Annotated in this window: 13 protein-coding genes and 2 pseudogenes; 2 read left to right on the plus strand and 13 right to left on the minus strand. The window is 68.1% G+C overall.

What is annotated here, in order from left to right; genetic code table 11:
• Positions 1–12: 12 nt before the first annotated feature.
• Together QK290_RS12550 and QK290_RS12555 are read left to right on the plus strand one after the other, a co-directional pair.
• Positions 13–2,271, plus strand: coding sequence for a heavy metal translocating P-type ATPase (locus tag QK290_RS12550; RefSeq protein ID WP_282330965.1), 2,259 nt, complete (start codon positions 13–15; stop codon positions 2,269–2,271).
• 197 nt (positions 2,272–2,468) lie between these two features.
• Positions 2,469–3,028 (plus strand): annotated as a pseudogene (locus QK290_RS12555) (recombinase family protein).
• Between the two features lie 304 nt (positions 3,029–3,332).
• Here the strand turns inward: QK290_RS12555 and QK290_RS12560 are convergent.
• The 13 genes and pseudogenes from QK290_RS12560 to QK290_RS12620 all read right to left on the minus strand — a co-directional run bounded on the left by QK290_RS12560 (position 3,333) and on the right by QK290_RS12620 (position 15,307).
• A complete protein-coding gene (locus tag QK290_RS12560) occupies positions 3,333–4,427 on the minus strand; it encodes a hypothetical protein (protein WP_282330966.1) in 1,095 nt (364 codons plus the stop codon).
• Positions 4,428–4,607: 180 nt separating this feature from the next.
• Positions 4,608–4,958 (minus strand): annotated as a pseudogene (locus QK290_RS12565) (TetR/AcrR family transcriptional regulator C-terminal domain-containing protein); the annotation flags it as partial.
• Between the two features lie 193 nt (positions 4,959–5,151).
• Entirely contained in the window at positions 5,152–6,600 is a 1,449-nt protein-coding gene (locus QK290_RS12570) for an NADH-quinone oxidoreductase subunit N (protein ID WP_282330967.1), read from the minus strand.
• Between the two features lie 15 nt (positions 6,601–6,615).
• Positions 6,616–8,100, minus strand: a complete 1,485-nt coding sequence (locus QK290_RS12575; protein ID WP_282330968.1) for an NADH-quinone oxidoreductase subunit M — start codon at positions 8,098–8,100, stop codon at positions 6,616–6,618.
• 6 nt (positions 8,101–8,106) lie between these two features.
• Positions 8,107–10,128 carry a proton-conducting transporter membrane subunit gene (locus tag QK290_RS12580; protein WP_282330969.1) on the minus strand — a complete coding sequence of 674 codons (2,022 nt, stop codon included), beginning with the start codon at positions 10,126–10,128 and terminating at the stop codon, positions 8,107–8,109.
• Entirely contained in the window at positions 10,125–10,427 is a 303-nt protein-coding gene (locus QK290_RS12585) for an NADH-quinone oxidoreductase subunit K (protein WP_282330970.1), read from the minus strand. Before QK290_RS12585 ends, QK290_RS12580 begins: the two co-directional genes overlap by 4 nt.
• Positions 10,424–11,026: an NADH-quinone oxidoreductase subunit J gene (locus QK290_RS12590; RefSeq protein WP_282330971.1), complete on the minus strand. Its 603-nt coding sequence runs from the start codon at positions 11,024–11,026 to the stop codon at positions 10,424–10,426. Before QK290_RS12590 ends, QK290_RS12585 begins: the two co-directional genes overlap by 4 nt.
• Before the next feature lie 3 nt (positions 11,027–11,029).
• Positions 11,030–11,968, minus strand: coding sequence for a complex I subunit 1 family protein (locus QK290_RS12595; RefSeq protein ID WP_282330972.1), 939 nt, complete (start codon positions 11,966–11,968; stop codon positions 11,030–11,032).
• Positions 11,965–13,140 carry a hypothetical protein gene (locus QK290_RS12600; protein ID WP_282330973.1) on the minus strand — a complete coding sequence of 392 codons (1,176 nt, stop codon included), beginning with the start codon at positions 13,138–13,140 and terminating at the stop codon, positions 11,965–11,967. The genes QK290_RS12595 and QK290_RS12600 overlap by 4 nt, the downstream gene beginning before the upstream one ends.
• Positions 13,131–13,481, minus strand: a complete 351-nt coding sequence (locus QK290_RS12605) for an NADH-quinone oxidoreductase subunit A (protein WP_193341037.1) — start codon at positions 13,479–13,481, stop codon at positions 13,131–13,133. Before QK290_RS12605 ends, QK290_RS12600 begins: the two co-directional genes overlap by 10 nt.
• A gap of 127 nt (positions 13,482–13,608) precedes the next feature.
• A complete protein-coding gene (locus tag QK290_RS12610) occupies positions 13,609–13,941 on the minus strand; it encodes a hypothetical protein (protein WP_282330974.1) in 333 nt (110 codons plus the stop codon).
• Between the two features lie 116 nt (positions 13,942–14,057).
• Entirely contained in the window at positions 14,058–14,687 is a 630-nt protein-coding gene (locus tag QK290_RS12615; protein WP_282330975.1) for a CoA pyrophosphatase, read from the minus strand.
• Positions 14,688–14,689: 2 nt separating this feature from the next.
• Positions 14,690–15,307 (minus strand): TetR/AcrR family transcriptional regulator, encoded by a 618-nt coding sequence (locus tag QK290_RS12620; RefSeq protein WP_282330977.1) that lies wholly within the window; start codon positions 15,305–15,307, stop codon positions 14,690–14,692.
• Between the last annotated feature and the right edge of the window lie 203 nt (positions 15,308–15,510).

Raw genomic sequence — 15,510 nt, forward strand, 5'->3', positions numbered from 1 at the left:
AGCAGCCACAGCATGGATACCCAGACCGTCTTCACCACACCGGACACCCGGATCGTGGACCTCGACGTCGAAGGCATGACCTGCGCATCCTGTGTCAGCCGTGTTGAACGCAAACTCGGCAAAATCGGCGGCGTCACCGCCACGGTGAACCTGGCGCTGGAAACCGCCCGCGTCACCGCCCCTGCCGACGTCGCCGACGAACAGATCGTCGATACGGTCAACGCCACCGGATACAAGGCAATTCTCAGGCCAACGCCGGGCCGGCCGGCCCCCGGGCCCGCACAAACCCCGGCCCCGGAAGCCACCCGCAAGGGCCAGGCCGGACGGCCAACCGGCCTGCTTCCGCGCCTTGTAGTCGCGGCAGCCCTGACCGTCCCCGTGGTGGTCATCTCCATGATCCCTGCCGCCCGGTTCCCCCACTGGGGATGGTGGGTCTTCGCACTTGCCCTGCCCGTCGTGACCTGGGCAGCCTGGCCGTTCCACCGGGCCACGGCCGTCAATGCCCGGCACTTCGCCTCGACGATGGACACCCTGGTTTCCATCGGGATCTCGGCCGCGTTCCTCTACTCGGCGTGGGAGCTCATCAACAACCCCGGGCTCACAGCAGACCCGGGAGCCCACGGTGAAGGCCCCGGACTCTACTTTGAAGTCGCCACAGTCATCGTGACGTTCCTGCTGCTGGGCCGCCATCTGGAAGCCCGCGCCAAACAGCGGGCAGGCGATGCACTGAAGGCGCTGCTGAACCTCGGCGCGAAGGATGCCACCGTCCTGCGCGGCGGGGTCGAAACGACCGTCCCCGTTGACTCCCTGGTCGCCGGAGACGTCTTCGTCGTCCGCCCCGGCGAGAAGATCGCCACCGACGGCGTCGTCACCGGCGGGCAAAGCGCCGTCGACACCTCGCTGATCACAGGCGAATCCCTGCCCGTGGAAGTCGGACCGGGCGACAAAGTCACCGGAGCCACGATCAACACCAGCGGCCGCCTGTTCGTCACCGCCACCCGCGTGGGCAGCGAGACCACCCTGGCGCAGATGGGCAGGCTCGTCAGCCAGGCTCAAAGCGGGAAGGCACCGATCGCCAGGCTCGCGGACCGGATCAGCGCCGTGTTCGTCCCCATCGTCCTGGGCATCGCCATCACCACCTACACCCTGTGGTCGGTCCTCACCGGCGACACCCAGGCGGCCTTCACCGCCGCCGTGGCCGTGCTCGTAATCGCCTGCCCCTGCGCCCTGGGCCTGGCGACCCCCGTGGGCCTGCTCACCGGCACCGGCCGCGGGGCGCAGCTGGGCATCCTGATCAAGGGCCCGCAGGTCCTCGAGGACACCCGCACCGTCGACACCATCCTGCTGGACAAGACCGGAACCGTCACCACCGGCCGGCTGTCCGTCAGCAGGGTGACACCCTTGTCCGGGCTCCCCAAGGAAGACGTGCTGGCTCTGGCCGGCGCCGTTGAAGCAGGCAGCGAACACCCGCTGGCCCGTGCCGTCGTGACCGCAGCCTCCGCCGAAGGGACGCTTGCCGAAGTGACCGCCTTCGCCAGCTCGCCCGGCGGCGGCGTACGGGGCACAGTCAACGGCCAGGTGATCACCGTCGGCCGCACCGCCTGGCTGGAAGAGAACGGCATACACCCTGCAGCGAACGAGCTGGCCCTCCTCCAGGCAGAACAGAACGCGGGAGCGACAGCGGTCTGGGTCGCCGTCGACGGCGACCCGGCCGGACTGATCAGCCTCCGCGACACAGTCAAGGACGGATCACACGCAGCCATCCGGCGCCTCAAGGAACTCGGGCTTCGTCCCATCCTGCTCACCGGAGACAATCTGCCCGTCGCGGCGCAGGTCGCCGCCGCCGTCGGCATCGACCCTGAGGATGTGATTGCCGAAGTCCTGCCGCACGAGAAGGTCGAACAGGTCAAACAGCTGCAGACCTCCGGGGCCACGGTTGCGATGGCCGGAGACGGCGTGAACGACGCCGCTGCACTGGCCCAGGCGGACCTGGGCATTGCCATGGGATCAGGCACCGACGTGGCAATCGAGGCAGCAGATCTGACCGTGATGGGAAACAGTCTGGGCCAGGTCGTCCAGGCCATCGAACTCTCCCGCCGCACCCTGGCCACGATCAAAATGAACCTGTTTTGGGCCTTCTTCTACAACGCCGTCGGCATCCCCGTGGCCGCCCTGGGACTCCTGAACCCGATGATCGCCGGCGCCGCGATGGCAGCCAGCTCAGTGCTCGTGGTGGCCAACTCGCTGCGCCTGCGCAATTTCGAACGCTGAGGTGCGTTCGACTATGGGCTGAGGCTTCAGAACCCCACTCGAAGGTAGGCTTTAACCGCCCACCCCGGCGAGCAGTCGCAGCACCCGGGACTGGTGCCGTCGACTTCTGATATTCCGTGCAGTCGAGTTCTGAAACGGACACTCGGCGTGAAACGATGGGCTCTTAGGGTTTCCCTGACACTACAGGGTGGGAAACAATGACCGGCCAGACTTTCGGCTACGTACGGGTCAGCTCGCTGGACCAGAACACGATCCGGCAACTCGACGGCGAACAGCTCGACCGGGTTTTCATGGACCGGGCGTCGGGGAAGGAGCAAAACCGCCCGCAGCTGGATGCGTTGATCGATTTCGCCCTCGACGGCGACACCGGCCTGGTGCACTCAATGGACCGCCTGGCCCGGAACCTCGATGAGCTGTGCGCCATCGTCCGCCGGCTGACCGAGAAAAAGGTGCGGGTCCGGTTCGTGAAGGAGAAGCTGACGTTCACCGGAGACGACACCGCGATGGCGACGTTCCTGCTTTCGGTGATGGGGGCGTTCGCCGAGTTCGAACGGGCCCTCATACGGGAACGGCAACGTGAAGGGATTACCCTGGCCAAAAAGGCCGGCGTCTACAAGGGCAGGGCAAGGCGCTGAACGCCGGGCAGGCGGCCGAGCTGGTACGATGTGCCGCCGGCGAGGCGAAAGCCGCACTTGCCCGGGAATTCGGGGTCAGCCGCCAAACCGTCTACCAGTACCTTCAACCAGGCCCCCAGTAGATTGCTACAGAAGAATCATGAAGGCGGGTGCTGAGCAAATGGACGCCTTGTGCAGATGAGTAAGGAAAGGCCGCCGCTCAACACTCGCCTGCACAACCTCGGAAAATCAACCCACCGGTGCAGAAGACTTTTGAAAATGACACCCGCCCGCTGAAGCAAACTTGGCGCTCACCACACCTTCCGGAGGACCGAACCCTCTAGATTGCCCCTGACGACACTCTCAGGAGTACCGGGCCTAATCGCGGTTGGTGCCGTTTGACCGATCGCCGCGGTCAGGTTCGGCAACCTAAACCACCGACGCGCGTCAGCGCACCCGGATGTTAGAAGGCTTCCCTGGAACGTCCAGGGGCTTCATGCCCGCGGCCCGAGCCTGCAGCACACACCACTTACGCAGCGGCATACCCAGCACCTTGGGCAGCGAACCGTGGTGCCGCTTCACCAGCGGCGTCCCCACGGACCCGAAAAGGGAGATGCTGATACCGGTCTCTCCATGGAGCAGCGGATCCGCAAGCACCAGCTTCCATGCTTTCGCCAGTGCCTTGGCTGCGGCGTCGGAGTTGCCGTTGACGCCTTGGAAGCTTTGCGCCAGGTGGGCGTTCATTCGCTGGTGCTCGGTCAGGGTAGGGGATACAGGCGCCGGGGCGGTCGTTGTCGCGGCAGGCCGCGGCTGGACGGTAACGGAGCCCCGGGCGATCAGTGTGAGGTCGGCGAGTTCGACGTGCAGCGCGGCGATCTGCCGGCGAATGGCGCTGATCCGTTGGACGAAGTCGGTGTCCCCACCCGCCAATGGACCTCGCAGCTTGGCTTTAACTTCGGCAGATAATGTTGTGCGGAACAGCGCACAAAGCGCGGTCGCTACGCGAAGCCGGGCGCCTTCTTCTGACATCACCAGCGGCGACCGGCTGGCCGAGTTCGAAATCACGGCAGCCAAAGCCGGAAGGCTGCCGTACACCTTGCCCCAGCGGATCCGCTCGATGGCTGTCCCCCCGTCCACCTGCGGCGAGTAGACGCTCTGCATAAGCAACAGCTGCTGCGGATCGAAGGCGGGGAAGTGCTGCGGAAGGATCTCGGCCCGCAGGACTGCGCGGACCGCATCGAGCTGCCGCGAGACCTGCTCTATCGGATTGGGGACCGCCATGCCGCCGTCAAGCCTCCACGGTTCACCCGTATCGGTTGCCGACGCCACACGTTGAGGGAAACCCTTCCACTCGCTGACCATAAGTGTTCCGTGACGCACGTTGTAGAAAAGCCAGTCAATTTCGGCAACAGGCTTGCCAGGGGCATCCACCCGGCAATTGCTGAACCCCCACACGTCATCGTCCAGCAGCCCACACAGGATTGCGACGTCGCGGTCAGAGGGACGGTGCGCCGCCGAATTGGCGGAAGGAAAATGCAGCAACGAAGGCCTTCTGGGGCGCTGGAACCGGCAGAGGGGACCCCACACCCACAGCCCGCAGCGCGACGTGCGCTACGCCATCATGACTGGGCACACGTTCCATCCGCAAGTATCTCCAGCCGGGGAGTGCGGCCCGGCGCCATGGGGCCCGGGGAGTGCGGCCCGGAGGGATGAAACCCGGAGTTACTGCGCCGGCTGGCGGGCAGGAGCGAGGCGGGCGGCCAGGCCACTGAGCAGGATGGTGATTCCCTCGTCCAGTTCTGCCATGCCGTCGTAGTCGACCAGGACGGGGGCGAGGGCGCGCAGGTGCGGGAACTCCTTTGGCGGCAACCGGTGCAGGCCGAGGCGGAGCAGGGCTTCATTTTCGTCCGGATCCACAACGAACTACTGCAGCTCGTTGAGGATGTGACCGTACAGGTATCCATAGTAGGCGCGGTAGACATGGAGGGTATCGGCCGGAGAAAAGCCGGCGTCTATCAACAGCGACAGGATCTGCTCCAAGGGCCGCGGCGTCCCCAGGGGGCCCTTGACGCCGTGTGCGCAGTCAAGCACAGGCCGCCGCAACAACGCGGAGGCATGCCCCCTCAAGCTGAAGAGACTTTCATGAAAGGGCCTGCTGCCACCGACTACATCCTGTCCACCTATCCCGAGATGGTGTGAGGCAGATGCGCTTCGCGGCAGGCGCCGCGGCATTCCTGGCATCCCGCTTAGCCCGCCGGCAGGCGGCTTAACCGGTTGGCAGGCCGCCCAGCGCCGTCCACGCGAGCCCCGCTCCCACCCCCACAACCAGGACCAGTACGGCCCCGGCAACGGCGGTCCGGCCGGCCCACCGCCGCGGGGTGAACTCTCCGGCGCCGGGGGAGTCCGGTGACGCGGCGCGGAACGCGGGGGCGAGCCAGCGCAGGTAGTAGAAGAGGCTGATCACGGTGTTGACCGCGGCCGCAAGCGTGAGCCACCAGAAGCCGCCGTCCCACGCGGCGGTGAAGACTGTCAGTTTCCCCAGGAAGACAGCGGTGGGCGGGGTCCCGACCAGGCTGAGCAGCGCCACCACCAACGCCACAGCATGCCATGGGCGGGCCGCCGCCAGGCCCTCATAAGCGCGGAGCTCTGTCCGGTCCGGGTATGCCGCGATCACGGCGAACGCGGCGAGGTTGGTGACCGCATACCCGGCCAGGAACACCACGAGCGAGGGCAGGGCAATCGGTATGGATCCGGCCACCGCAACAGGCATCAGCAAATACCCGGCCTGGCTGACGGTGGACCAGCCCAGCAGCCGCCGCGGGTTTGTCTGCGTGTACGCGGCCAGATTGCCCAGCGTCATGGTGAGCACGGACAGCAACGCGATCAGCAGCGGCCAGCGCACCGTGCCGGGCATCATCTCCAACAGCCGGTAAGCGGCCAGAAAGCCGCCGATCTTCGGCACCGTCGTAGCGAACGCCGCCACCGCAGTTCCGGACCCTTCCGCGGCGTCGGGAACCCAGAAATGACCCGGTACGGCCCCGGCCTTGAACATCAGCCCGGCGAGGACCCCCACCAGCCCCACCCCGACGACGGCGGGCGCGGCCGCTGCCAGCGCGCCGCGGAGCCCGGCGTACGACGTCGTCCCCGAGACCGCGTACAGCACGGTCACGCCGAGCAGCAGCAGGATCCCGAACAGCGCCCCGAGCAGGTAGGTCTTCAGGGCGGCCTCGGCACCGGCCTTGGTGCCGCCGATCCCGATCAGGGCGTAGAGCGGGATGCTGGCGAGCAGGAAGCCCACCGCCAGCACCAACAGGTCCGAGGCGCCGGCCAGCACCACCGCGCCGAGGGAGGCGAGCAGGATCAGCACGTACGTTTCGCTTTCCCGGGCGGTACCGCGGAGCTCGTCGACGCCGAGGGCGATCACCAGCAGCGCCGAGACCGCCACAATCAGCCGCCCGGCGGCGGTGCCGCCGTCGAGGATATAGCTGCCGTCATAGACCGACATGGACTCAGCCACCGGCCCGGCGGCGGAGGCAACAGCGGCGAAGGCCACGCCCGACGCCACGGCGCTCGCGGACAAGGCCACCACAGCGATCACCCTGCTGATCCACTGCCGCTCCCGGGCTGTGAACGATCCCGCCAAGAGCGCAAGGACAGCCCCGGCCAGCAAGAACAGTTCCGGCAGCAGGGCCAGCGCGTCGGCTCCTGAGTTCATCGACTCCACCGGCGGCTAGCCTCCTGCCACGCCGACGAGCGCCGCCGAGGCCGGGGCGATGACATCCAGCAGCGGGACAGGGAACAGCCCGATCAGCACCGAAAGCACCAGCAGGCCGCCCACGGACCACGCCTCGGCCGGGAGCAAATCCTGGAAACCTGTGGACTTACCCTTGGTGCTCCCGGTGAAGACCCGCTGCAGCGCGCGCAGGAACAGCGCCGCGGTGAGGAGGATGCCCGGCAGCGCAATCGCCGTCAACGGGACGGTACCGATGCTGCCGGCGAAGATCTGGAACTCGGCGATGAACCCGCTGAAGCCCGGGAGCCCCAGGGATGCAAACGCGCCCACGGCGAAGAACGCCGCAAACCGCGGGGCGGGCGCGGCGAGGCCTCCGAACGCTCCCATGCTGTAGGTCCCGGCGCGGCTATGCAGGACACCGGCCAGGAGGAACAGGGCCCCGGTGATCAGACCGTGGCTGACCATCTGCGTCACGGCACCGGTCATCGCCGTCTCCCGCGCCGCCGTCGCACTTTCCCCCGCGGCCCCCGCGGCACCCAGCGCGAGGACAATGTAGCCCATGTGGTTCACCGAGGTATAGGCGATCATCCGTTTCAGGTCGCTCTGCGCCAGGGCCACCAGCGCACCGTAAAGGACGGAGACCACGCCGACGGTGATCAGCACCGGCGCCCAGGCCCGCCACGCATCGGGCAGCAACGGCATCGCAATCCGGACGAAACCGTAGGTGCCCATCTTCAACAGCACCCCGGCCAGGACAGCCGAGCCGGTGGCCGGTGCGTCGGTGTGCGCGGGCGGCAGCCAGGTGTGGAACGGCACCGTGGGTGTCTTGACCGCCAGCCCCACCACGATCGCACCCAACACCCACACCCCGGCAGGGTTGTTCCGCAGCGCGTCGGCGCGGAGCAGTTCCGGAATGTCGAAGGTGTGCGGCTCGGCGCCGAGGTAAAGCCCGATGAACCCGAGCAGCAGCGCCAGCGAGCCGAGGAACGTGTAGAGGAAGAACTTCAGCGCCGATCGGGCCCGGTCCCCGTGACCCCAGCCGGCGATGACGAAGTACATCCCCACGATGGACAGGTCGAAGAACAGGAAAAACAGGATCAGGTCCTGGGCGGCGAACAGCCCCACGCTGGTGGCCTCCAGAAAGAGGAACAGCGCCGCCCGGGGCCGCGGCCGGTCCGTGGCGTTCCAGTCGTAGATGGCGCAGGCCAGGAAGATCACGGCCGTCAGGACGATCAGCGGCAGCGAGAGCCCGTCGACGCCGACGTGGTAGCTGCTGCCCACGTTCGGGATCCAGCGCAGCTGCTCCTCATAGGCCAGCCCGCCGGCACCCGGGTCACGGTACCCGGCCCAGAGCACCGCGGTGAGCGCCACCTCGACGGCGGTCACCAGGACGAAGGCCAGGCGGGCGGCCCGTTCGGCGCGGGGCAGCGCCAGGATCAGCGCCGCCGCGGCCAGGGGGAGAAGGATGACAAGACTGAGCAAGCAGGCTCACCTCACGAGGATCAGGAGGACGGCGGCGGCCACCAGGACCAGGGCCGCCTGGACGTAGTAATGATGGACTTGGCCGGTCTGCGGACGCGGGGCGGCGGAACCGGCGCGCCGGACCGCGAGGGCGAGGGTCTCGACGCCGTCGTCGATTCTCGTGTCGACGACCGCCGAGCTGCCTGCCGCCCGCGACGTCGCGGTGGCGCTCGCCTCCACGCCCCTGTCCAGGACGGCGTCCGCGGCTGCGGCACCCCCGGCGGCCCGCAGCGCCAAGACAGCGGCCCGCTCGACGCCGCGGTCCAGGACCGCATCGTCAAAACGGGCCAGGTGCTGCGCGGCGGCCAGGACCGGGCGGACGACGACGGCGTGCGCCGCGGCTTCCATGCCCAGCCACCCGGTCGCGGCGCCCAGGACGGGGAGCCGGGCGGTGAAACGCCAAACAAGGACGACGACGGCGAGGGCCAGTGCGGCGGATACGGCCAGTTCCAGCGGCCCGGACTCCACACCGTCTCCCGGGGCCCTGCGGCCGAGCGTATCCCGCAGCGCGTTGCCGCCGGGGCCGAACACCAGCAGTCCCGCCACGGCCGCGCCCGCGGCGAGGATCAGCACCGGGACTGTCTGCCCGGAGGTGATCCGGCGGCTGCCGGGCTCCTCGGCGTCGTACAGGGAGAAGGTCTCCGGCAGCACCGGCTTCCAGACGAGGGCAACGGCCTTGGCGGCGTAGGCGGCGGCGAGGACGGCGCCGGCCAGGCCCGCCACGTACAGCGGCACCGAATGCTCGAGCGCGGCGGTGAGGACGTTGTCTTTTGTGGCCCACAGGGACAGCGGAGCAATCCCGGCCAGGCTCAGGGCGCCCACGGTAAACGCGGCACCAAGGACCGGCCAGCGGCGTCCCGCCCCGCGCAGCCCGGCGAGCTTCTTGGTCCCGAGCGCGGCCAGCCAGGCCCCGGCGGCGAGGAACAGCCCGCTCTTGGTGGCGGCGTGGGCCATCAGGTGCGCCGCGCCACCGGCAACGTTCCCAACCCCGGCGGCCATCACCACATAGCCCAGCTGCGCCGCGGTGGAGGCGGCCAGAAGTTGTTTCAGGTCCGTCTGGGCAACGGCCACCACGCCAAGCACGACGGCGGTGGCGGCGCCGGCCCAGGCCGCGGCAGCCGCCGCCCACCCGGTCGCAGCAAGCAGCGGCTCGACCCGCAGCAGCAGATAGCCGCCCATCGCCACCATGGCCGCCGAGTGCAACAGGGCGCTGACCGCGCTGGGACCGTCCATGGCCCGGGACAGCCAGAAGCTGAACGGCAACTGCGCGGCTTTGCCCAGCCCGGCGGCCAGGAGCCCGGCCGCGGCGATGTCCCGCCAGGGCTCGGGCAGCCCGGCGAGTCCGGCCAGTGCCAGGGACCCGGTTCCGGCGGCTGCGCCTGACCCGGCAGTGCCTGATCCCGCTGCGCCTGACCCGGCTGCGCCTGACCCCGTCTGGGCAGCACCGGCCAGGGCCGCGCCGGCGGCGATATACAGCCCGAGGTCCGCCGTGCGGGTGGTGAGGAACGCCGTCAACCCGGAGGACATCCGGTGCTCTTCGGACCAGTGGAAGCCGATCAGAGCATAGGAGGCCGCGCCCATGATTTCCCAGGCGAAGAGCAGTGTGGGCAGGGTCGTGGCGGTCAGGGTGATCAGCACCGCCGCGGTGAAGATCAGCATGAGGCCGTGGAACCTGGCCGGATTCGTGGTTCCGGCGGCGGAGGCAAAGAGCAGGACCAGCAAGGTGACGCCGGCCACCGCAGGGAGCAGCACCGCACTCAACGCGTCGGCCTCGACGCCGAACGCTGACCCGGCCATAAACGGGGCCTGAAGCGCGGGGCCAGCGGCCGCGGCGGCCGCGGCGGCGGTCAGGCCCGCCAACGCGAGCGCCAGGACGGCGACGACGACGGCGACGGCCGGCGCCGCACGGTCGGCCCGGCGTCCGGCGGTGGCCAGGACCGTCCCGGCTACCGCCGGGAGTACGATCAGCCACAGCAGCAGCGCGCTCATCCGGAAAGCTCCGAGGCCATCTCGGTCATGTCGGTATTCCGGGCGCGGTGCAGCAGGGTTGCCACCGCGAAACCCATCGCCATTTCCACGGTCATGGCCGCGATCACCACCAGCAGCAGGACCTGGCCGTCAGGCGCAGGGGCGAGGAACCACCAGAACCCGGCCGCGGCGAGGATGACGCCGTTGATCATCAGCTCCAGGCCCATCATCACCATGACCACCACCTGCTGTGACAGCGCACCGTAGAGGCCCACGCTGAACAGCCCGGCGGCCGCGATCAACACCATTTCCAGGGTCATGAGTGGGCGCCGCCCGGGTGCTGGTGGTGGCCGTCATGGCCACCGCCCTGGTGACTGCCGCCGTCGTCGTTCTCCGGTTCAACCGGAACCACCGGGGACGGCGCGTAGCGGCCGCGGGGATTGGCGAGCACCAGCGCGGAGACCAGCGTTGCGAACAGCACCGGGCTGACGGTCAGCATCACCAGCATCTTGGGCCCCATGATCGCCTCACCCAGGGATGCCGTCAGGTCAACCGCCGGGACGCCGTGCCGGGCCGGCCAGTCCGCCAGCAGGATCCCGGCGGTCAGCAGCGCGAAGACGCCGGCGGCGATACCGGCGGAGGCTTTTTTGTTGTGGACCATGTCCATCGGCATCAGCGCCGGATTCATGCCCATGAACATGACCATGAAGATCGCCATGATGGCCATTTCCATCACCATCATCAGGATCGTGATGACGCCGATGTACTCCAGCTCGAACTGCAGCAGCATGATTCCCACGGACACGAAGGACACCGCGAGGGCGTACGTGGCCCGCGCCATCGAGTCAGTCCGGAAGACAATGACGCCGGCGGAAATGGCCACCACAGCGAGGACGACGAACAGAACGGCACTCAGCACGGCTTAACCTTTCCCAGCGACGGCGGCCACCGCGACAACGAGCACCTGCAGCAGGATCAGCGGCAAGCCGACCACCCACGCCGGCGCCATGAGCTGTTCGGGCCGGAGCGCCGGCACGCGGCGGCGGATGGTAAGTAGCAGCCAGAAAAGCACCAGCGTCTTGGCCAGAAACCAGGCCCAGCCAGGCAGGACCGGCCCGGCACCGCCGCCCAGGAACAAGGCCACTCCGAACCCGGAACCGGCGGCCAGCAGCAGGTACCGCCCGGCCAGCAGCAGGAGCCGCTCCACCCCGGAAAGCTCGGCCAGCACACCGCCGGCGATGTCAGGGGAGAGCGGCGCGGTGAACGGCCGCTGCAGGGAAAACGCCAGCACTGCGGCGCAAAATACCAGGAACGCGACCGGCATCCAGACCACAAACCACAACCCGTCCTGGGCGGCAACAATATCGGCCATCCGCAGGCTTCCCGCCGCGACCGCCGGCGCCGTCAACGCGAACATCAGCGGCAGCTCATACGCCAGTGCCAGCGCCAGGAAACGGTACCCGCCCACCAGCGAATGCACGCTGTTCGGGCCCCAGCCGGACAGCCACACCAGCGCCCAGACCATCACGTCCATCGTGTTGAACCAGACCAGCCCCACGGCCAGGTCCGAGACCACCCACGCCCCCACGGGCAGCACGGCCACCTTCAGCGCCGCGGCCACCGGAAGACCGACGACGCCGACCCTGCGCAGCAGCGTGTCCGCCGCGACCGTGCCGCGCGGCCGTTGCCGGAGCAGCCTGGCCGTTTCCGCCACCGGTGCGAAGCCGCCGCCGCGGCGCCTCTCAGCCCGGGCCGTCACGAGCCCATCCGCGGCCGCCCCGCTCAAGGCCACGAGCACCAGCACGGCGAGGGCGGCCACCGCACCCCAGGCCGGGAGCTGTTGCACCAGTGAGCCGTTCATCCGGTCACCCCAACTGTCCGCGCCGCGGGGGCCAGATCGAAGCTGGCAACGATCAGGCGCACCACCGAGAGCTCCTGGCCACGGACGAGGTCCGGGAGCTTCCTTGCCGGATCTCCCGCCCCGCGTGGTCCTGTGGTGTGGGCAGCTGCCGTGGTTCCGGTGGCCGCTGCAGTGCCGGCCGCTGCCGTCTCGAACATACCCACCAGCCTGTCCCAGACGTCGGTCCCTTCGATGCCGGGCAGTCCTGAGCCGTCCGGGATGTGGCCGATGCCGCGCAGGGTGCGGCGCAGCAGCCCATTCTTCCGGATCCGGGCCAGTTCGGACTGCAGCTCCGTTCGGCACTGGTCCAGTGCTGCGCCGTCCAGGGCGGAATCGCGGATCATGCGGGTCCGGGTGGCGCTGGCGGCGGCTCCGGCGAGGCGGAGCAGCCGCAACGCCAGATCCAGATGATGAATGACAGATGCGCGCCCATCGGGGCCGGGCGCCGGTCCGGTCTCTGGCGCCCCGAAGGGAAAATCGATGGCGGAACCGAACACGACATCGCCCTGCAGCTCACAGTGCAGCACCAGTCCCGCAGGCCAAAGCGGCAGGTAAGGGCCGAGCGGTACCTTCAGGACATCCAGGTTCAGGCCGTCGCGGTCTGTCCCTTCGCCAGCCAGCGGAATGCCGCCAGGCATGGGCATGTCCATCTGCCCGTGGTCCATCTGCCCGTGGTCCATCTGCCCGTCGTCCATCTGCCCGTCGTCCATCTGGCTGTGGTCCATCTGGCTGTGGTCCATTCCGGAGTGATCCATCCCCCCGGCGTCGCTATCGTCGTCGTCCGGCTGCACCCAACGCTCCGCTTCCTGGGCGCGTTGACCGGCGGTATCCAACAGTTCGGCGACGCAACCGTCCAGGCGGGCGCCGGCGTCGTCCGTTTGCTCAACACTCACCCGCGCCCGGGGGCCGGGGAGCTGGTCCCAAAGCCGGTGGATCGCGTCCGCCTGCCCGCCGGGGACCTCGCCACAGACGCAGAGGATGTCGGCGTCGGCCGGGGACAGGGCTTCCACCCAGCCGCGGCGCGCCAGCTCCCGCTCCACGGCCATCCGCGGCGCGGCACCGTCCAGGGCCTCCGCCAGGAAAACGTGGCAGCGGGTCACGGCGGCCCGCGCCAGGACGCCGTTCAAGCCCATTTGAACGCCCCTTCCCGCCAGGCCCACAGCACACCGGCCATCAGCACGCCGAGGAACACAAACATCTCAATCACGGCGGACGCCCCGAGCCGGGCAACCACCACGGCCCACGGGTACATAAAAAGCATCTCGACGTCGAACGCCAGGAAAATCAGCGTCACCGGATAGTAGCGGGCGTGGTAGCGGGAGAGCGCATGCTGCTCAGGGATCCAGCCGCTGGCGAAGGGCTTGCTGATCAAAGGGTTGTTGGCGACGGCATTGAGGCGGTGCAGGGCGTAGAGTCCGGCCACGCCGGCCACTGCGACGAGGAGCGACATCGCCAGGCCCAAATACGCCGACATGTGTCTCCTTCCTCCCTGGAACACCCTGCCGGTGCTCACGGTTATCAGTCTGCTTACCTTATCGGCGTTCCGTGCCGGGGTGAAGCTTGAGGACGACGATCAGTCCGTCACCACGGCCTGTTAGGCCTCAGCGCTCGTCTTGCTCCAGGGTGACGGGCCCGGGCGGGGGCACCAGTTCGTCGCCGCCCAGGTCTGCGGCTTCACGCGGCAGAGGCTCGGCGTGGCGCATGCGCTGCAACCGGACCAGAGCAGTGATGGCGATGGCGCACCAGGCAATGTTGGTGGCCACCGAAGGCCACGCGCCATGCCAGGCGCCGTTGACGAGCAGGGCCAGGGCGCCTATCAGGTTTGCGCTTTGATACGTCCTGCCGTTGGGGATCCGGCCCAGGGAAAAGAGCAGGTAGCCCGCGAGGACGGCCAGCGCACCGAACCAGCCGGACGTTTCGGCCAGATATTCCATCGCACTGAGCTCCTTTTTGCAGAGGCGGGGTGACCGGTGCCGCGGGGTGCCGGCGGCCGTGTACCGGTCCGGTGTACTGCAAGTGCGGTGTCGGGCCCCCGGGGCATGGATCAGGGTCATCGTGCGGTGAAAGCCGGTTCGGCCAGCTCCGACACTCGTAGCTCGCGTCCCCTCAGCACCACTTCGGCGAACTGCCACAGGATGGCGCCTGTTGGAGCGTGGATGACCATGCCCCGGCGCAGCGGCATCTGGAGGATCGGGCCACCGTCTGGCCGGGGGTGCCATCTCGGGACGCCGTCGGCAGTCAGCGCCTCGAGTGGCAACGGATGCAGCGAGGCCACTTCGGCCGGATGCCGGCGGGGCCGTTGCGGCTCATCAAGCAGGACAATTACAGGGGTAATGACTATGCCTCGGCTGGCCGGGAAATCGTCCAGCACACCCACCACGTCGGTGCGCGACGCCATGATCCCGGTCTCCTCGTGCAATTCGCGCAGCGCAGTGTCCACGAGGTCTTCGCCCGGATCCATGCGGCCGCCCGGCAGCGCCCACTGCCCGGCGTTGGAGCCCCTGGCTGCACGTTTAATGATGAGGACGTGCAGGGAGCCGGATTTTGCGTAAACGGTGATGGCGACCGCGGCACGACGCACTCCCGGCTGGTCTTCGCCGGCAATATGGCGGGCCCGGTGCTCCAGACGGGAACGCCACAGGGAACGAAGCTCGCTGTGCGGCCCCGCCACCTGCGCCACGGTCAGGCCACGCTTGCGGACAGGGTGAGCTCCCTGTCAACGATGGATACCAGCATGGTCCGCATGCCATCAATGGACATGTCAGGGGCTCCGGTGAGGATCTTGATGGCCGCGCCGTCAGTGGCGGAAGTCAGCAGGCGTGCGAATCCGACGGGATCGAGGTCGCGGAAGATACCTTGGCGCTGGCCGCGGCGGACGATGCTGACCACCGCGTCCATCCAGCGGGCATAAAAGTCGTTGTGGATAGGCCGAAGGGAAGGGTTAAGGCAGGTTTCGGACCAGAACTGGAGCCAGATGGACCACTCGTTGCGAACTTGGGTGCCAATGGGCAGTTGGAGTTCAATCAGTGCCAGCAGCCGCTTGTGCGCGTTATCAATCTGGCTCAGCACCGCACCCTGGCGGTCGAAGGCCTGGTCCACGCAGTAGCGCAGCGCTTCACGCAGGACATCGTCCTTGCCGGGGAAGTAGTAATGGATGGTGCCGGTACTGGTGCCGCAGATCCTGGCTATGTCCTGCACCCGGACGTGATGATATCCACGCTCAGCGATCAGCTGCCAGGCGGCTTCGAGAATGGCGTTCCTGCGTTCCTGGGATCCCTTGGCATCGCCCGAATCAGTCATGGCAGTTCCTTCCGCGGACTGGCGCATCATTTGTACCGATGACTATAGCTTAGCGGTAAAACTGACGCGCCAGTCAACTTTATCGCTCGAATTTAGGTTCTCAGGTCAGTCCGCCAGCTACCTGTGCCGGATTGTGACCGGGTCAGATTTTCCGCAATCCAGGCGTTTTTTGGGCCTTACGTGGATTGAGTCTTGACAGACTG

It is taken from the genome of Pseudarthrobacter sp. AL07 (assembly GCF_029960665.1).
Lineage (GTDB): Bacteria > Actinomycetota > Actinomycetes > Actinomycetales > Micrococcaceae > Arthrobacter.